Below are 18370 nucleotides of genomic sequence, written 5' to 3' on the forward strand. Positions count from 1 at the left end.
CTATTCCCAAAAAATATTATCTTCGACCGCCATTGATTTCTTTTGAAGAATGTCTTTAAAGTTATTAAGAAATTCTTGAATTCGATTGGTTGAAGTCTCAATTGATTTATCAGAAATATCGCAACCTATGAAACGGCAATTATTTTTTATCGCAGCAATGGCACTTGAGCCACTCCCTAAAAAAGGGTCACATACTGTAAACCCATCTTCAGCACTGGCATGAATCATTGCTTGGAAAACTTCTACTGGTTTCTGTGTAGGATAGGCTGAATTATGGATTCTTTTAAATCGCCAAACATCAGGGAACTTGCGGTTCCTGATTTTTCTCGTGTTTTCATTTGTTGCGAATATTATATATTCATGTCTTCTTCGGAAATAATGCCCCATACCAATATTCACCTTATCCCAAGTGATAAGATTCTTCACGTCAAAATGGTTTCGGACTATATTACCTAAACTTAAGAGAGAGTAAGAGTCAAACATTATGTAAATGTGTCCTGTCGATTTCTTTAAAACCCGTTTGCACTCGCTTAAGAACTTGGTGTAGTTTTCTTCGCTATCCTCAAATTCGGAAAACCATTTTCCATTTTCTTGTCCTTTGTCTGAATATTTCCCTACAATTCTCCCTTTTCCGAGTTGTAATTTATTATTCATGCCCGAATATGCGGGGTCCGTTGCAATAATATCTACGCTATTCGAAGGAAGCTTCTTTAAAAATGAGATTGCATCATCTTGGTATATTGTAATCCTGTTGCCTTTATTTTCAAAGTCGGCTACTTCACCTTTTAGCTTATTTTGAATTCTATCTTCTTGGTTTTCTATAAATGCGAGAACGGATTGAAAATTTTTTTCTGATATTTCTCCTTCATTAACTAATGGGATAGAATTGTCTCTTAGATAGCGGCTTAAATCATCCTTGGCTATTCCGTATTTTGCAACTATTTCTTCGGCTTTATACATCTATTTTATTTTCTTCAAATTTACCTTATTGGTTTGTTTTTTCATATTGTGCCCAACATTTATATATAAACAATTCTACCAAAAAAGTTACGTATATACCAACTATACCACCAACTCCTTCAGCTTATTTCTCCCCTTAAATTAACAATTTAGGCCAACCAAACCATTGCAAACACTAAATATTAACGGAATTTATTAAAAATGGTCAGAATAGAGATATAAATGGACATTGATTTAACTAAAACACAGCATATACTTAGGCCAAGGCTTTTCCACACTTCTATAATTTTTATGCTATAAGCTCCTGAGCATCTTTCCCTGCCTTTATAAAAAATCCACCCCCAAGTAAGCGAATTCTTCTTAGCCTTTAAAAAGAATCCTACGGTTCTATTTTACACCCTTCAACAAGCTCAGGGGACAAGGTCTGTACTGTATATAATGTTTTCTTTTTAATCCCAGATATCAGGTCTCTTGATATTCATCGCCCGCAAATAGGATTGGAATTGTCCGGCATGAACAGATTCGTGATAGCCAATCCGCAATAAATATTTTCCAAGGATTTTCTTTTCTCCATTTCCGGGATGAATGATTTCAGTTTCATCTAATTCTTTATCAGAAAATTGGCCTACACTTTCTAAAAATGCTTGCCTATGGGGTTCTGCAAATTCAAGCTCTTCAGTAAGACTTTTCATGGGTTGGTTTTTCCAAGGGCTTTGATAATTGGCCATGCTCCCCTATTGATAATGATGTTCCAGCCATAATCGGCTTCTAACACGTGCCTAATCATCTCCATTGCCGACATGGCTTTTTCATCCGGTTTCCATTGGTAATGGCTGGCAGGAAGACTTTCCCACAATATTATGCTTCTTCTCCTTATTTCTGTAAAGTTCAAAATTAACAGTTCGGAATGCCTCATGTTTTCAATTTCAAGGATATCTGTTTAGCTGGCTATTCATCTATTTTTTCCAGCAATAATTGCTTCACGAATTCCCATTCTTCTTTTAAGGCTGCTAAACGTAATCCAAGCATTTTCAGTGAGTTTTCATTTGTTTCTCGCTCTATTTTGGAAGCAATATCAACCAAAAGGTTACAGCGTATGGCCTGCATTGACCCCTTAATTGAATGGGCAATTTGGCTTATGGCTTTGCTATCCTCTTCCTCATAGGCTTGGTTGAGTTGAAATATTTTATCAGGCATATTCCTCAACAACATTGAGATTAAACGCTGCGCACTCTTGATATCCCCACCAAGACTATTCAAAAGCTCGCTATAGCCGAAATGAACTTCATTTGTAGCAATGGCCTCATTTATGTCTGCATTAGCTTCCTTATCTTGGCGGAAAAATTTCTTCAGTACCCATTCAATTTTTTGTAATTCTAGTGGTTTGGTTAGAAATTCATCCATTCCGGCATCCAAACACTTCACTTTTTCCTCCTTTAATGCCCCAGCTGTAAGTGCAATAATTGGAATATGTCTACCGGTCCCCTTTTCTATAATCCTTATCTGCTTGGTGGCACCTATGCCATCCAGCTCAGGCATTTGAATGTCCATAAATACTATATCAGGGTTGAGCTTCTTGTATTGCGCTACAGCTACTATCCCATCCTCTGCTTCGCAAATTTCACTATTGGGCATTAGTTGGAGTAGCAAGGTTTTGCTAAGCACCATATTTAAGGCATTGTCCTCGGCAATGAGGATTTTTATTTTTTCCTTTGAATCAAATGCAGGTTTTTTGCTTCAGTTTCTTGCCTGGGCCCGGCTTTTAAGTCTTGATTTAAATTGGAGAGAAAAGTAAACAGGTCTTGGCTTTTGACGGGCTTGGTCAAGCGAAAACGAACCCCAATTTCCATACTTTTTTGGTGGATTATTTCATCCTGAGCGGAGGAATAAAGTAGAATCACCGGATGTGTTTCCAGATTTAAATTCAGTTTTTCCTTCATGAGGCGAATGGTTTCAAGGCCATTGATATAGGGCATATTATAATCGCAAATGATAACATCATAAGGCAAGGCCTTTTCCATCACTTGTAATGCCTGAAATCCATTCTCACAAGTATCTGAATCTATTTGCCACTGATCAAGCATCTGTTGCAATATTACTCGGTTGTAAGCATTGTCATCAATAATCAAACAGCGTTTCACACCTGTAATCTTTGTTGGATCCGGTTTTTCACCTTCTTCAAAATGAGTTATGATCTCAAAAAGAAAGTAGTACCTACATTAGGTTTGCTATCAATTTGGATTTTGCTTCCCATTTTTTCAGCAATCATTTGCGAAATGACAAGACCCAATCCGGTACCTCCAAATTTACGGGTAGTGGAACTGTCGGCTTGAGAAAATGATTTGAAAAGCTTGGCTTTTTGTTCTTCATTAATGCCAATACCGGTATCTTTTACAGCTATTTTAAGGGTACCTTGATCCTGACCTAATGGTAAATACTCCACTTTAACGGTCACTTCCCCCTTTTGGGTAAACTTGACAGCATTGCCTAAAAGGTTTGCCAGAATCTGCTGGGTACGAATGGGATCTATATGAGCAAAACGAGGCATGCCTGGATCAATATCCATTAACAATTCAAGCCCTTTCTCTGCTGCAGAGAATTTAACGATATCAATGCAATTTTCGAAAAGTGCTATCATATCCGTTCTAATCTCTTCCAGCTCCAGCATGCCTGCTTCAATCTTAGAAAAATCAAGTATATCGTTGATAATGCCAAGAAGCGTATGACCGGAAACATTGGCACTGTTTACATATTGCTGCTGAACAGGGCTAAGTGGTGTCTTGGTGAGCAATTCGGTAAAACCAATTACGCCATTTAATGGCGTTCGAATTTCATGGCTCATGTTGGCCAAAAACTCAGATTTAGCTTTACTGGCAGTTTCGGCTTGTTCCTTAGCTTTTTCTCTTCTTCTTCCGCATTTTTCTGCGCAGTAATGTCCACATTAGTACCTATCCATCGATAGGGTTTCCCTTCTTCATCTCGGAGCAATTTACCACGTGTCATGATCCAACGCCAACTGCCATCTTTGTGAAGACAACGGTGTACTATTTCATATTTTTTGGTGATACCTTTCAGATGGTCTGCCACCGCTTTATTAATTGAATCGGCATCATCAGGATGCCATAGATTTTTCCACCCTTCAAAGGAGTTCTCTATTTCTGAATCTTCATATCCGAGCATGGTTTTCCATTGTTTCGAGAAAACCACCTTGTTATTGATCATGTCCCAATCCCAGACCCCTGCTTCCGTACCTTCTATAGCCACTGCAAAACGCAATTCACTTTCGTACTTCTCTTGATCTAATCTTTTGCGTTCAGTAATGTCCTTATGGGTTCCCACCACCCTGGTCGCTTCTCCTTTTTCGTTTCTTTCAACTACTTTGGCCTTGTTCCATATCCAAAGATAACTACCATCCTTGTGCCTAAATCGGTATTCATGACCAAAAGAGTCTCCATTGGCCGGTGTTTGGGTGACTTTATTGATTGCCGCAAATACCCAATCAATATCGTCAGGATGTAATCTATCTGACCATTCACTTGCCAAGGATGCAAGCTCGCCTACTTTGTACCCCAGCATTTCTACCCATGCCTTTGAATAGACAGTAACACCATTCTTTGGCGTCCAATCCCAAATTCCATCCCCCGAAGCATCCATCGCATAATTCAAGCGTTTGGTGAGTGCTTCTTTTTCCAATTCTATGGTTTTTCTTTCCGTAATATCCTGCGCTACTCCCCTCAGTCCTATAATCTCCTTGCTTTCACTGAATATCGCTTCTCCACGAACCCACATCCAACCTTGACTTCCATCCTTTTTAGTGGTTCTAAGCTCTAACTCATAGGGTACACCATGGTCTCTGGTTTGGGTCAAGGAAGAAGAAAGTTGCTCCCAACTCTCCGGAGTAAATAACTTCATGTGTTCGGTAAAAGGAGGAGGGGGCTTCGTGGGGTCAAAGCCATACATATTATAAAGCTCCTCTGTCCAAACAACCTCATTGGTTTTTAAATCAAGTTCCCAACTTCCTAGCTTAGAAACTTGCTGGGCATTGCGAAGAAGGTCGGCACTTTTTTGAAACCGGAATTCACTGTTTTTAAAGGCTGTAATATTTTGGTGAGCCCCCAGCATCCTAAGAGGTTTACCATGCTTATCTCTAATGGCCAAACCACGACACCTAATCCACACTGTAGACCCATTTTTATGGGTGTAACGCACAGTTTGATCGTAAGGAAAATTTGGGTTTTCCAAATGTTGGGTAATCCTTTCCGTAGCTTCTTTTAAATCATCAGGGTGAATAATACCTTTCCAAGCCGAAGTCTTGTGTGGCATCTCACTAGGATTGTACCCTAAAACTTCCCAAAATTTAGGATTCATCCATTCTTCTTCAGGATTTTCCAAATCCCAATACCACATGCCATCCAGACAAGATTCTTGAATGAAATCAAAAATTCGCTCATCCGATTTTATGAGTTCGTAAAGTTCTTTTTTGAGATAATTTGTTTCCATCTCTAAGCTTTTTATTCTGTCTAAAAAATACGAATACCATTTGTATTTAGCTATTATTTAGATGGAAGGTTGCGTGTGTTTGGATTAATCTCTCAGCTCCTTCCAACTTGTTTCTTTGTTAAAATAAGGTATTCAGACAAAGATTACATTTGTAACATCAGAATATCAATTGTAATTGTATAATATGTGAAAATCATTGCAAAAATAGGATAATATTCTCTAAGATAACCTTTCTAGAAGGTTAATTCTGTATTTGTTTGGATATTTATAAGCGGTGGGAGGGAAAGCCTACCCTTGGACTCTGCTTTGGAGAAATTGTTTTTCGTTGCATCCAATTTGTAAGTTTACGTTCTCAAATGAAACCGGAATTATTGACATAATTACAGGTCCTATTGGTCAATTGATTTTTTAGAGAAGAATTTATCCTCGCTTTTTATCGCCCTTAAAGGAATTGGTGCTCCCTATACAATTGGTTAAAACGATCAGAACGATACGATTTTGGCGGTATTGTTGCTCTTTTTTCTGCAATAATGTTGACAAAATCACTTTTATCAGGATCATAAAATATAATTCATAGGGAATTTAACCTTTTTGAGATGGTTTGTTGACTTTTCTAATGGTTACCTTTTCTTTTCCTGTTCATTTTTTCCTTGATGAAAAAACGAACCAAAAAAATCAAGGCTGTCAAATCTTATTTCAAATGATGGGAAATCATTCAAAGAACAAATGTCTTTTACGTAGCCATCATTTGATTTTTGGATCAAGGATTCAGGCTAAAAAATGAGTGGATCTCTTGTGGGAGCTAACTCATTTTTCTTAACACCCTCCATCCTGCTCCAAAAACCTTAGCCTTTGAAGGCCGATAAAGCCTAATACATTGTGCTTTTTCAAAAGAAAAGTAATTACCGATATAAGTATTTCATACAAAGACGTATAGTTTACGAATCCCAAAAACCCCATAGGGGTGTCACTTTTTGTAAGCAGGCTGAGGAAGCCTTGGTCAAGCATGAAGCACAATCTGGTTTTGGCGGTATTGTTGCTTTTTCTGCAATAATGCTGACAAAATCACTTTTATCAGGATCATAAAATATAATTCATAGGGAATTTAACCTTTTGAGATGGTTTGTTGACTTTTTCTAATGGTTACCCTTTTCTTTTCCTGTTCATTTTTTCCTTGATGAAAAAAACGAACCAAAAAAATCAAGGCTGTCAAATCTTATTTCAAATGATGGGTTATCATTCTAAGAACAAATGTCTTTTACGTAGCCATCATTTGATTTTTTGATCAGGATTCCATTTCGCAAGTGGATCTCCTTGTGGGAGCTAACTCATTTTCTTAACGCCATCCTGCTCCAAAAACCATAAGCTTTGAAGGCCGATAAAGCCTAATACATTGTGCTTTCAAAAGAAAAGTAATTACCGATATAAGTATTTCATACAAAGACGTATAGTTTACAAATCCCAAAAACCCCATAGGGGTGTCACTTTTGTAGCCAAGGCTGAAGCCTTGGTTAAAACGATCAGCACGATACGATTTTGGCGGCATTGTTGCTCTTTTTTTCTGCAACAATGCTAAAAAATCATTTATAGGTATTATTTTTTTACTCAGCTATTCTATTTTTCAGATCCATTCTTTCGTGTAAGATCCTGATAATTTCAATTCTTTCGGGTTTAATTATTTGATAGAAGATTATATGCTTTCCAGATTTTATTCCAAGAAGGTTTCTATTTATTCCATCATATTCTTTTCCAATGTTTGGATTATGAGCGATTCCATTGCACACCATTTGTATCGTTGCGTAATACTTGTCCGCTTGAGCTTCAGACCAGGTTTCAAAAGTGTATAACCAAATATTATTTAAATCTTCGATGGCTTCTTGTCTAAATACAACTTTAGCCATTTTTTCTTTTTTCGGCTCTTAGTTTTTTAAGATTCTCATCGAAATCAAAGTTTTCAACAATTGGGCTATTTAGTCCTTGTTGAATTGCATTTCTTAAGGCAATTTCTTTGCTTTCCTCATTTTCCAATAATCGAAGTCCAGCTCTGATTACCTCGCTTACGTTTTTATACCGTCCGGCAGCAACTTGGTTACTCACAAATTGGTCAAAATAATTTCCGAGTGATATAGAGGTGTTTTTACTCATAATTTCTAATTTTCACACTAAAATACCAATTATTGGTAATTTCCCCAAATCACTCCGCAATTGCATAAATACATGTTTAGCCGAGAATTTGCGCTTATACCATACATACACCCTTTCGGCTAGTGTTTTGATTTTATATTTTGAGTCCTGAAAAGGTGATGCCTAACAGCGATGGGTAAAGCCCATCGTTAAATGGCCTGACAGGAATTGGCCCTCTTCATACAATTGTTATTACACGCCTCTAGGGCTTGGGTACTTTAAAATACCCAATAAACCCTCCTCCTATATTCAATATTCCCGTAGGAACTGAAAAAATCAAAGTCATGGATGTAGGTCAATGGTCAGAAAAAAGTAAGATACGATTGTGGCGTCTTGTTGCTTTCTTTTTCTGAAATAATGTTGACAGAATCGCTTTTATCAAGATCATAAAATATAATTCATAGGGGAATTTAACCTTTTGAGATGGTTTATTGACTTTTTCTAATGGTTACCCTTTTCTTTTCCTGTTCATTTTTTCCTTGATGAAAAAACGAACCAAAAAAATCAAGGCTGTCAAATCTTATTTCAAATGATGGGTTATCATTCTAAGAACAAATGTCTTTTACGTAGCCATCATTTGATTTTTTGATCAGGATTCCAGGCTAAAAATGAGTGGATCTCCTTGTGGGAGCTAACTCATTTTCTTAACGCCCTCCATCCTGCTCCAAAAACCATAAGCTTTGAAGGCCGATAAAGCCTAATACATTGTGCTTTCAAAAAGAAAAGTAATTACCGATATAAGTATTTCATACAAAGACGTATAGTTTACAAATCCCAAAAACCCCATAGGGGTGTCACTTTTGTAGCCAAGGCTGTGAAGCCTTGGTTAAAACGATCAGCACGATACGATTTTGGCGGCATTGTTGCTCTTTTTCTGCAACAATGCTGACAAAATCATTTTCGCCTATAGTTATCCAAATTTCTACCTGTTCATTTTTGCCCCTGAGTTGCTCCGCTTCAGGGCAGGCCCTGAGTGAGTTAAAAATCAGGGCAGGTTTTGATAATACAAACGGCAAGTCTTAACCAACCCAAAAACACCGTAGGTGTGGCATTTTTGTAGCCAAGGCTGTGAAGCCTTGGTCAATGCATGAAGCACAATCTGATTTTGGCGGTATTGTTGCTTTTTTTTTGGCAACAATGCTGACAAAATCGCTTTCGCCTATAGTTATTCTAATTTCTACCTGTTCATTTTTGGCTTGATCCAAAAACGAACCAAAAAATCAAGGCTGTATGTAAATCTTAACGCAAAATGAATCACTCCCTGGCTAAACAAAAAAAACTCGGCCGAAAAAGGCCTCAAACAGTTTTTTGTTTTTAACGCCATTGAGCAATCCATTTTACTAATTTCCATAAGGCCGAAAAAGTAAATGGAATTGAATACGGTTACGCAGCTAAAGCCATATAGGCTTAATATTTAACTAGCCTAGACTCATTTTCGCTTAACATTACTCCCTATGGTAATATTGTCGGCAAAGCCTAACAAATCCCAAAACCCCATAGGGGTGTCACTTTTGTAGCCAAGGCTGTGAAGCCTTGGTCAAAGCATGAAGAGCAATCTGATTTTGGCTGTATTGTTGCTCTTTTTCTGCAACAATGCTGACAAAATCATTATGCAGGATTGCTGTTTTATTTAACCTGAGCGCTTTCTTTTTGGAAAAACAAATACCCTCATCTAATTCAACATAGAAGGATCTCCAAGTTTACCTGCAAATAATATCGCCCCACTGCTATTCTCCTGAATAAAAAAGACAAATGGCTTGTCCAGACTAAAAATCCTTGGTTGGGAAGGACCTGCACTGGTTAACTCGATTTCCACCACAGTGGCTGCTGCAGCTTCTGTACCTTCTTCATTCACTTCAATAACCGCCTCGTGAATCACCCTACTGATCGCCATTGGTGCGGTTGGATTCACAAAGAGCTTTCTGAAATTTAGAGGACTGGGCACAAATGGTTTTACCAAACCTAAATTCTGTAGCTGTTCTTTCAAATTGTCTATTCTATACCCCATCTTGAATTTGGGCATCTTTAGAATAAAATTGGAGGTATCCGCATTGGCTCTAAAGTGCTCCAGTTCTTCCAAAGTAAATGCCTCCATCTTATTGTCCAATTCAAAATCCTCGTCAATGATCACCCCCATGGTGTATTGCCCGGTACTGTAGGGGATTTCCAGGTACTCCAATGCGCCATCAGTGTAATACCTCAACCCTGCCGGAGAAGACAATTCCATCATATCGACCGTCACTTCTGAACCCGAAGCGGTATAAAAAGGTGCTTTCTTTGTATGATCAGCATCAAAACGGTACTTCCAATCCGCTTTGAAATAGATGGCATTGACCAAATACATGGCAGCATCCGGAGAAACCGCATCAAGCATGTCTTTGATCATTCCATTGGTATTGTTTTCGATCCACTGATTAATTATATCCTTGGATTGTGGGTTGGACATGTCCAAGCTCGCAATCTCTGCACTAAAACTGTCCCTGACATCTTCTGCAAATTCCTGATTCAATTCAAAGCCCTGCCTGTACCAAATGGCATTGGCGATAGCCAACCTCACCTTGGGGTCAAGTTTCAATAAATAATTGGTCAGGGATTTGGCTGCTTGATTCGCTTCTTCCAATTCCATACCCTCAAAGCGCAAAACCCGCATAAATTCTGCTTCAATCTCATCTTCATTGCCATTCATGGCCATGGCGAGTGCCTGATGTACACTGTAAGGACTAAAAACTGGTTGATATCTTCCTTCTTCTGAAGTTCATGAAACAAATCGAAGGCGAATTGAGAACTACTCAAAACCATCTCCTGCTCCTGAACCTGCAAAGGTCGGATATTGGCTGTAAGATCGATCTCCTCATCTTCACCCCAGTTACAAGCGGTAAATACCAATAAACAGAACAAACCAGTCGTTATTTTCATAATTTTCGGGATTTATTTATCACCTATACGGAAAGCGGTGAGGAAATGCTACAATGAAAATTGAAAAAATAAAATCGCATTCCATTTCCGGATTAGAATGGCATGTATTTTTGAATATTTGCAAAAGAATCCCCCTTGGTCCCCTTTGGAAAAAAGGGGTATTATGTTTTTTTAGGATTTACGAGCACGTTCCTGATTTAACATTTCAACAGCACCTTTAAATTCTAAAAATTCAGCGTTAAAAAACATTGGCAGATACTCCCCAGAGGGGGATTTAAACGGCCTTTAGCTAAATTTCACTTTTACTCCTTTTCAAACCTCACTACCAGAAACCTAAAAACCCCCTCATCATAATCAGGATGGAAAAGATTATTTCTAGAGAGGTACAAGCCATCTTCCCTAACAAAAAAATTTCTTCCAATATAAACTTCAAAAGTGTCAAAAGTATGTTCCGCCAGTATATTCAGGTCTTTGTCTAAAACCATTATACCGGTATAGGGACGGTAATAATTCAAATGGTTTAAGTCTTCATCAGAGGCTTCCGGATCATATTCCACTGCAGGACTAGTGATTCTATAAAAAACATCCCTAAAAGGATCATAGATCAGGGCACCATATTGGTCATATTTTATCCTATCTTCCAAAGCCGCCCTGTGATTAGGTGCCAATTCCTCTACATAAAGAAAATTATTGACTTTTTCAGATTTAACCTCTTTTCTATGGACAACCTTACCCGATTTGGTGTCAAAAATCTGGATTTCATGGTCATACAAGGCCGCAATATAAATTTTATCTCCTCTTTTTGCCCAGGAATAGCCACTGCCTTTTTTCCCTTGTCCCAATAGTCTTCCCGGTAAAAAACATCGTACCACTGCACGGTATCCTCCAAGATATCATAACTGTAAACCAACTGGTGCTTTTGAATGTCCGATTTATCCATGTCATGGTGCCCCATAAAAAGTGGTTGCGCACCATATACCTTATTACCTATTTGGTAAAGTGGGGTTTCCAAGGAAACACCTATATGAGAAATAGGGAAAAGCTCATTGTGAATGGGTTTTCGTAACTGGACCTCCCCTTCCAAGTTAATTAAAACGATTTTTTGAGGAGCATAATTGACCAGCCAGATAGAGTCTTCCGCCATAAGTACTCCACCTGAAAAAGGCTTGACACTATTAGGCCCATCCATATGCAAGGGGACTTCCTTCAGCAATTCCCCTTCAGGATAGGAATAAAACTGGTATATTTTTTAAAATAATTGTATATAAATATTTGAGACCCTGAATCAGTTTCCAAAAACTGAATATGGCCCGGATTGATAGGCACCAGGCTATCTGTTTCAAAAGTAATTTCATCCACCACTTTCAATGTCAGACTTCCTTTCTCTTGGCTATTCTGGCAGGCAAATAACAAGAGGGGGAGTACTAGACAATAGCACAACAGATTCCATTTCATAAAACACATTTGTTAACCTTCAATCTAAAACTAAAGAAACAATTAAACCTTTCCAAAATTCTCATCCCATTCATCTCTCACAACGAAGCCTTTTTTGGACAAAAATGTGGTCTGGCATGTCATTACTCTATAGGACTTTCTGGAACGCTCAATCAAACCAAGTCAAAACTTAATTTAACCCGATAGTATTTGTATAATTAAGATTAAATTAGAAGATTAAGCCCTTCATTAGCATTAAACCCTACCTTAACCATGGAAAGAAGACAATTTTTAAAGATTGGTGGCCTGAGTTCCGTCGCCTTATTTTCCGGAATCCCTTTTTCAAGTCACGCACGTTCCGATTTCAAAATCAAAAAATCCGTTATTATGCCGCTCCCGGGTACAACAAGCCGCTTTTTAATCAGGCAAGAGGCATTGTGGAAATAGAAACCGATTCCGGATTGATTGGGATTGGTGAAGGGGGAACTCCCGACATGGTGAAACAATGTGCGGAAATGCTTATCGGTGAAGACCCATTCAGAATCGAACACCTTTGGCAATACCTTTATAGAGGGATGTTTTATCCTCCGGGCCGTGAAAAGCTTCATGGAGTTGGTGCCATAGAAATGGCCCTATGGGACCTTAAAGGCAAAGCCCTAAATGTGCCCGTGTATGAATTACTGGGAGGAAAAACCCGAAATTATGTAGAATGCTATGCCACTGGCTTCCGAAAAAGCAAAGCCAGCACCATGGAAGGTCGCGCACAAGACTGCCTTGAGGCCGGACTAAGATGTTACAGAATAGGGCCTACAGGGGGAAATGGAGATTTGCCCTTTGATTTTTATGAAAACAGCAAGAAGACCATTGAAATGTGTCAAAAATTAGACAAGGCCGTGGGCGGAAGTGGGAATTGGGCCATTGACCTCCACACCCGCTTTGACACTACGGAGGCCATAAAAATCTGTGATGCACTGGAAGAATTGGAACCCTATTTTGTTGAGGACATCATTCGATCTGAAAACCCTGAAGTATACGAGACCATCAGAAACATGACCAAGGTGCCCATAGCTGTGGGAGAACAATTTGGGGATCGGTGGGATAGCAACGTATTGATGGAAAATCACCTGATCGATTACAGCAGGGTGACCCTTCCCAATACGGGAGGAATTAGTGAAATCAAGAAAATAATAGCCATTGGAGAAACCCACTACATAGGCATCATTCCGCATTTTACCGGACCACTGTCTACAGCTGCACTTGTACATGTTTTGGGATCATCCAGCCCCACCCGCTGCATGATAGAGCTGGCAGGTGGCGAACCTGAGAAGCCTAGCTATTTTAATGAAGATTTTATTGATTTCAGGGAGGGTAAAGTTCATCTCAATGACCGCCCGGGACTTGGTGTGATTTTCTCACCGGAAAAAGCATCGCTTTTGTTTGAGGTAACAAAGAACACTGAATTTACGCATCCTTATCTAAAAAGTCCGGATGGCGTTATTCACAATTGGTAGTAGAGGTTTTAAGTAAGATCCTATGGGAATTATAACGTTAAAATTTAATGATTACAAAAACCCCAGAGGGATGACATTTTTGTAGCCAAGGCTGCAAAGCCTTGGTCAAAACGATCTGAACGATACGATTGTGGCGTCTTGTTGCTTGCAATAATGTTGAAATAAATCACTTTTATCAGGATCATAAAATATAATTCATAGGGGAATTTAACCTTTTGAGATGGTTTATTGACTTTTTCTAATGGTTACCCTTTTCTTTTCCTGTTCATTTTTCCTTGATGAAAAAACGAACCAAAAAAATCAAGGCTGTCAAATCTTATTTCAAATGATGGGTTATCGTTCTAAGAACAAATGTCTTTTACGCTTGTATGTTTGATTTTTGAATCCAGGATTCCAGGCTAAAAATGAGTGGATCTCCTTGTGGGAGCTAACTCATTTCTTACTCTCCATCCTGCTCAAACCTGCCAACTGCACGAAGGCCGATAAAGCCTAATACATTGTGCTTTCAAAAAGAAGTAATTACCGGTATAAGAATTTCCATACAAGCCGATATGGTTACAAATCCCAAAAACCCCATGAGGTGTCCCTTTTGTAGCCAAACTTGTAGAAGCCTTGGTTAAAACAAATCAGCACGATACGATTGTGGCGTGTTGTTGCATTTTTGGCAATAATGTTGACAGAATCGCTTTTATCAAGATCATAAAATATAATTCATAGGGAATTTAACCTTTTGAGATGGTTTGTTGATTTTTTCTAATGGTTACCTTTTCTTTTCCTGTTCATTTTTTCCTTGATGAAAAAAACGAACCAAAAAATCAAGGCTGTCAAATCTTATTTCAAATGATGGGAAATCATTCAAAGAACAAATGTCTTTTACGTAGCCATCATTTGATTTTTTGGATCAGGATTTCAGGCTAAAAATGAGTGGATCTCCTTGTGGGAGCTAACTCATTTTCTTAACGCCCTCCATCCTGCTCCAAAACCAACAACGCTTTTTGAAGGCCGATAAAGCCTAATACATTTGTGCTTTCAAAGAAAAGTAATTACCGATATAAGTATTTCCATACAAAGACATATAGTTTTACAAATCCCAAAAACCCATGAGGGTGTCACTTTGCTCAACCCAAGGCTGTGAAGCCTTGGATTGTTTAAAGCATGAAACACAATCCAAATTTTGGCGGTATTGTTGCTCTTTTTCTGCAACAATCAAAATCATTTTCGCCCGTAGTTATCCTAATTCCTACCTATATTGAATATTTTCTTAGGACCTATACAAAAGAACCCTTACCAGGCAGGACTTAAACCCTAGTCATTTATTAAAATTTTTTGGTCAATAAAAGCAATCGTATGAAAGTGATTCCATAAAATATTTTCATAATTCTTTGACCTAAAACCCATTCCATTTCATTTATTTTTTACCCTTTTAACAAAATTTTTATACCATATTTAAAATTTAAACAATATGAAATTGATATATAAAATGATTAATAATATATTGAGTAAACAATAAATAAAGTATTAAAGTCAATAATGGTTTAATTTGAAAAATTTAATAACCTTTAGTCTTATTTAACTCAATTAATAATCATTTAAAATCCTTTTAAATCAATTTAATCGTATTTTATTACTATTGGTTATAATCAGATCAATTGTTTGGCTTAATTACTTTATATCACTAAACCCAAAATAACCTTAGTTATGAAAAACAAAGTAATTTTGCTTTTTCTCACCATGATTTGGTATGGCCAAATCTACGCACAAAACAACAGTATCAGTGGCACTGTGAGAGATGCCAGCGACGCACCCCTCCCCGGGGTAAGTATCATCATTAGCGGAACATCGCAAGGAACCGTCACAGACATAGACGGGAAGTACAGTTTAAGCGCTCCTCCAAACGCTACCCTTATTTTTTCTTACATCGGTCATCAAACCCAAACCATCGAAATCCAAAACAGAAGCCAAATTGATGTGATGCTTAATGCCAGTGACATTGGTTTGGAAGAAGTGGTGGTGACAGCCCTGGGAATCAAAAGAGAAGCCAAAACTCTCGGTTTCTCAACCACTACAGTAGATGGTGAACTGATTTCAGACAACCGAACTCCCAATTTTGCAGATGCCCTTCAGGGCAAAGTTGCAGGGGTAAACATTTCCTCCATGTCTACAGGCCCCGGAGGTACAAGTAAAATCCGGATAAGGGGGCAATCTTCCTTTAGTGGGCAAAACAATCCACTGGTAGTCATCAATGGCGTACCCATGGACAATTCAAATTACTCCTTGGGAGGAAATTACGGTAATCGACAAATGAATAATTCAGATGGCGGCGATGGACTTTTGAGCATCAACCCGGATGACATCGAAACCTTGACCGTACTCAAAGGAGCAACCGCCGGTGCCTTGTACGGATCTCGGGCAAAAGACGGGGTGATCATGATCACCACCAAAAGCAAAAACTCAAGCAAAGGCCTAGGTGTGGAAATCAACTCCAATTTCACTACAGATACCCCCTTGATTTTACTGATTTCCAATACGAATACGGCCAGGGTGAAGGAGGCGTCCGACCAACCAGCGCATACCCTACTTCCGGTGTTTGGAGTTTTGGTGAGAAATTTGAACCTGGAATGACGCAGATTTTATTCGACAACGAGGAATGGCCGTACGAGCCAGTTCACGATCGGATTAGCCAATTTTACAATGTGGGCACCAACTGGACCAATACGGTAACTGTAGCCAACAGTGGAGAAAATGGCGGCTTTAGCCTTTCATTTGCCAATACCGACAATAAAAGCATTGTACCCAACTCAGAGTTAAATAGAAAAACGATCAATTTAGGCTTTTCTCAAAACATAACAGACAAGCTAGTGGCCTCTGGTAACGCCAATTACTCCCATGAAGCCAACCAAAATCCGCCTCAGGTAAATGCCCAAGATTTTTCTACCGCCACCGTTATCATGACCCTCGCCAATTCAATGCCTTTTGAAGCTTTGAGAAACAATATCACCCATCCCAATGGCGATGAGGTGGTAATGGCCAGGTTTCTGGTAAGAAACAACCCCTACTATTCCACCTCCAAGCGGTTTGACAATGTTAAAAGAGATCGCCTAATCGGTAATGTGTCTCTAAATTATCAGTTCACACCTTGGCTTTATGCCATGGGGCGCCTTTCCATGGATTTTTACGTCAGAGACAATGATTACAACACACCCAATGGCTATGCCCCCATTCCTCCTGCTCCTGCAGGCTTTGTAAACGGAAGTTTCACCCAAGACACCAGAAGATTTCGGGAAACCAACCATGACTTCTTAATTGGCGCCAACCGCACCTTTGGCAACTTCAATATAGACCTGACCATGGGAGGAAACCAACGCTTTGTGAGAATGGATTACAATAGCGTCGCTGTCAAGGATTTTGTAATCCCCGGCCTATACACGGTCATGAATGGCCGTGTAAAAGACCCATTGTACAGTCTTTCTGAAAGAAAAATCAACTCACTATACGGTCTGGGAGAATTTTCATACAAAGAGTGGCTTTTTCTAAACCTAACCGCCAGAAATGATTGGTTTTCCACTTTGGCCCCGGCCAATAGAAGCATTATGTACCCATCCGTGGCGACCAGCTTTGTGTTTTCCCAAGCCTTCCAAAACCTTCCGGAATGGTTGTATTTCGGTAAATTCAGAATGGCCTATGCAGAAGTGGGCGATGACAACGTCTCCCCTTATTCCAACGCCTTATTTTATGCAGTAGACAACAATCTTTTCCCAAACCCCGACGGGCTACCTTCCCCACTTGGAAGAGTCAATGCCAGCACGGTTCCCAACACCAACCTAAAACCATTGAGAGTTCAAGAAACTGAGATTGGTATGGAACTTAGGTTATTTGACGAAAAGCTAAATCTGGATTTTGCTTATTACCACAAAATCACCAATGACCAGATCCTTGCTACACAGATCTCAGATGCATCCAGCTTTACCAATCAATTGGTTAACATTGGCCGAAGCATGAACAAAGGATTGGAAGTTTTGGTCTCAGGTGCTCCCATTCGATCAGAAAAATTCCGTTGGGACGTAAGTGTAAATGCCACTTACAATACTTCTGAAGTTTTGCAACTCGGACTAACTGAAGCCGACACCATGATTACAGTAAGTTCAGGCGGAGGCAGAATACTCAGACAGGTAGTAGGTCAACCCATAGGTCAAATTTACACCTTTACCTATCTCCGGGATGACCAAGGAAGAATGGTCTTTGATGAAAACAGTGGCCGTCCGCTTAGAAATGACGAGCCTCAAAACATGGGTTCTGTTTTACCGAAGTATTACGGCGGCATCTCAAACACTTTCACTTATAAGGGATTAAGCCTATACACACTTATTGATTTTAAATTAGGCCATAAAATGATTGCCGGGAGAAATCAAAACTACTTACGCCATGGCCTCCATAAAAACACTCTCAATGGCAGAGATCAAGGTTTTGTGGTAGGTGATGGTGTCAATCCAAATGGAGAAATCAACACCACCCAATCATTAATTCAGCCTTTCTACGAAACTACCAATGTACTGGGAATCAATGAAGATTGGGTGAGCAATGCAGGGTTTTGGAAACTTCGGCAGGTATCCCTAAGCTATGACTTTAGCAAACACTTGCCAGAAAAACTGTTTATCAAACAACTACGCTTAAGTGGTGTTGCCAACAATGTATTGATCCTAAAGAAATGGACTCAAAACATGGATCCTGAAAACATATCAGTTACTTCAGACAATGCCAATGGCATGGATTTCTGGCCGGCATTACCACCAACCAGAAGTTTAGGATTTAATCTAAACGTAAAATTTTAAAACCATGAAAAAGCTAACAAAATATATTTTGAGCCT

The 18370-nt window shown here is 39.0% G+C and carries 16 protein-coding genes and 2 pseudogenes; 2 read left to right on the forward strand and 16 right to left on the reverse strand.

All coding sequences use genetic code 11. The annotated features are described in order from the left end of the window. The 16 genes from WG932_RS15390 to WG932_RS15465 all read right to left on the reverse strand — a co-directional run bounded on the left by WG932_RS15390 (position 1) and on the right by WG932_RS15465 (position 12015). Positions 1–960 (reverse strand): DNA-methyltransferase, encoded by a 960-nt coding sequence (locus tag WG932_RS15390; RefSeq protein ID WP_483084625.1) that lies wholly within the window; start codon positions 958–960, stop codon positions 1–3. 449 nt (positions 961–1409) lie between these two features. Beyond that, positions 1410–1652 carry a DinB family protein gene (locus tag WG932_RS15395; protein WP_483084626.1) on the reverse strand — a complete coding sequence of 81 codons (243 nt, stop codon included), beginning with the start codon at positions 1650–1652 and terminating at the stop codon, positions 1410–1412. Beyond that, complete coding sequence (locus tag WG932_RS15400; protein WP_483084627.1) at positions 1649–1876, reverse strand: hypothetical protein; 228 nt, start codon at positions 1874–1876, stop codon at positions 1649–1651. The genes WG932_RS15395 and WG932_RS15400 overlap by 4 nt, the downstream gene beginning before the upstream one ends. 32 nt (positions 1877–1908) lie before the next feature. Then, on the reverse strand, positions 1909–2664 hold the full coding sequence (locus WG932_RS15405) for a response regulator (RefSeq protein ID WP_483088659.1): 756 nt from the start codon (positions 2662–2664) through the stop codon (positions 1909–1911). After that, positions 2661–3101 (reverse strand): response regulator, encoded by a 441-nt coding sequence (locus tag WG932_RS15410; protein ID WP_483084628.1) that lies wholly within the window; start codon positions 3099–3101, stop codon positions 2661–2663. The genes WG932_RS15405 and WG932_RS15410 overlap by 4 nt, the downstream gene beginning before the upstream one ends. Positions 3102–3148: 47 nt before the next feature. After that, positions 3149–3802 carry an ATP-binding protein gene (locus tag WG932_RS15415; protein ID WP_483084629.1) on the reverse strand — a complete coding sequence of 218 codons (654 nt, stop codon included), beginning with the start codon at positions 3800–3802 and terminating at the stop codon, positions 3149–3151. Then, positions 3799–5460 carry a PAS domain-containing protein gene (locus WG932_RS15420; RefSeq protein ID WP_483084630.1) on the reverse strand — a complete coding sequence of 554 codons (1662 nt, stop codon included), beginning with the start codon at positions 5458–5460 and terminating at the stop codon, positions 3799–3801. Before WG932_RS15420 ends, WG932_RS15415 begins: the two co-directional genes overlap by 4 nt. Positions 5461–6276: 816 nt before the next feature. Then, positions 6277–6468: a hypothetical protein gene (locus WG932_RS15425; RefSeq protein WP_483084631.1), complete on the reverse strand. Its 192-nt coding sequence runs from the start codon at positions 6466–6468 to the stop codon at positions 6277–6279. 593 nt (positions 6469–7061) lie between these two features. Next, entirely contained in the window at positions 7062–7361 is a 300-nt protein-coding gene (locus WG932_RS15430; RefSeq protein WP_149395194.1) for a type II toxin-antitoxin system RelE/ParE family toxin, read from the reverse strand. Beyond that, the gene (locus WG932_RS15435) at positions 7354–7605 is read right to left on the reverse strand and encodes a type II toxin-antitoxin system ParD family antitoxin (RefSeq protein ID WP_149395195.1); all 252 of its coding nucleotides are present in this window, start codon (positions 7603–7605) and stop codon (positions 7354–7356) included. Before WG932_RS15435 ends, WG932_RS15430 begins: the two co-directional genes overlap by 8 nt. Before the next feature lie 833 nt (positions 7606–8438). Then, positions 8439–8660 (reverse strand): hypothetical protein, encoded by a 222-nt coding sequence (locus WG932_RS15440; RefSeq protein ID WP_483084632.1) that lies wholly within the window; start codon positions 8658–8660, stop codon positions 8439–8441. 656 nt (positions 8661–9316) lie between these two features. Then, the gene (locus tag WG932_RS15445) at positions 9317–10330 is read right to left on the reverse strand and encodes a serpin family protein (RefSeq protein WP_483084633.1); all 1014 of its coding nucleotides are present in this window, start codon (positions 10328–10330) and stop codon (positions 9317–9319) included. Next, positions 10327–10560 (reverse strand): hypothetical protein, encoded by a 234-nt coding sequence (locus WG932_RS15450; RefSeq protein WP_483084634.1) that lies wholly within the window; start codon positions 10558–10560, stop codon positions 10327–10329. Before WG932_RS15450 ends, WG932_RS15445 begins: the two co-directional genes overlap by 4 nt. Before the next feature lie 302 nt (positions 10561–10862). Continuing rightward, entirely contained in the window at positions 10863–11333 is a 471-nt protein-coding gene (locus WG932_RS15455) for a DUF4221 family protein (protein WP_483088660.1), read from the reverse strand. Then, complete coding sequence (locus tag WG932_RS15460) at positions 11234–11773, reverse strand: hypothetical protein (RefSeq protein WP_483088762.1); 540 nt, start codon at positions 11771–11773, stop codon at positions 11234–11236. Before WG932_RS15460 ends, WG932_RS15455 begins: the two co-directional genes overlap by 100 nt. Beyond that, positions 11767–12015, reverse strand: coding sequence for a hypothetical protein (locus WG932_RS15465; protein WP_483084635.1), 249 nt, complete (start codon positions 12013–12015; stop codon positions 11767–11769). Before WG932_RS15465 ends, WG932_RS15460 begins: the two co-directional genes overlap by 7 nt. 252 nt (positions 12016–12267) lie before the next feature. Between WG932_RS15465 and WG932_RS15470 the strand changes: the two are divergent. Both WG932_RS15470 and WG932_RS15475 read left to right on the forward strand, forming a co-directional pair. Beyond that, positions 12268–13505 (forward strand): annotated as a pseudogene (locus WG932_RS15470) (mandelate racemase/muconate lactonizing enzyme family protein). 1698 nt (positions 13506–15203) lie between these two features. After that, a pseudogene (locus WG932_RS15475) lies at positions 15204–18334 on the forward strand (SusC/RagA family TonB-linked outer membrane protein). Positions 18335–18370: the final 36 nt, after the last annotated feature.

It is taken from the genome of Cyclobacterium sp. SOCE241, from assembly GCF_056867545.1.

Coding starts and splice junctions, on each gene's coding strand:
- WG932_RS15395 (WP_483084626.1), bottom strand. CDS start 1,652: ATGAAAAGTCTTACTGAAGAGCTTGAATTTGCAGAACCCCATAGGCAA.
- WG932_RS15390 (WP_483084625.1), bottom strand. CDS start 960: ATGTATAAAGCCGAAGAAATAGTTGCAAAATACGGAATAGCCAAGGAT.
- WG932_RS15420 (WP_483084630.1), bottom strand. CDS start 5,460: ATGGAAACAAATTATCTCAAAAAAGAACTTTACGAACTCATAAAATCG.
- WG932_RS15425 (WP_483084631.1), bottom strand. CDS start 6,468: ATGCTTGACCAAGGCTTCCTCAGCCTGCTTACAAAAAGTGACACCCCT.
- WG932_RS15445 (WP_483084633.1), bottom strand. CDS start 10,330: ATGAATGGCAATGAAGATGAGATTGAAGCAGAATTTATGCGGGTTTTG.
- WG932_RS15465 (WP_483084635.1), bottom strand. CDS start 12,015: ATGAAATGGAATCTGTTGTGCTATTGTCTAGTACTCCCCCTCTTGTTA.
- WG932_RS15400 (WP_483084627.1), bottom strand. CDS start 1,876: ATGAGGCATTCCGAACTGTTAATTTTGAACTTTACAGAAATAAGGAGA.
- WG932_RS15430 (WP_149395194.1), bottom strand. CDS start 7,361: ATGGCTAAAGTTGTATTTAGACAAGAAGCCATCGAAGATTTAAATAAT.
- WG932_RS15415 (WP_483084629.1), bottom strand. CDS start 3,802: ATGAGCCATGAAATTCGAACGCCATTAAATGGCGTAATTGGTTTTACC.
- WG932_RS15435 (WP_149395195.1), bottom strand. CDS start 7,605: ATGAGTAAAAACACCTCTATATCACTCGGAAATTATTTTGACCAATTT.
- WG932_RS15450 (WP_483084634.1), bottom strand. CDS start 10,560: ATGAAAATAACGACTGGTTTGTTCTGTTTATTGGTATTTACCGCTTGT.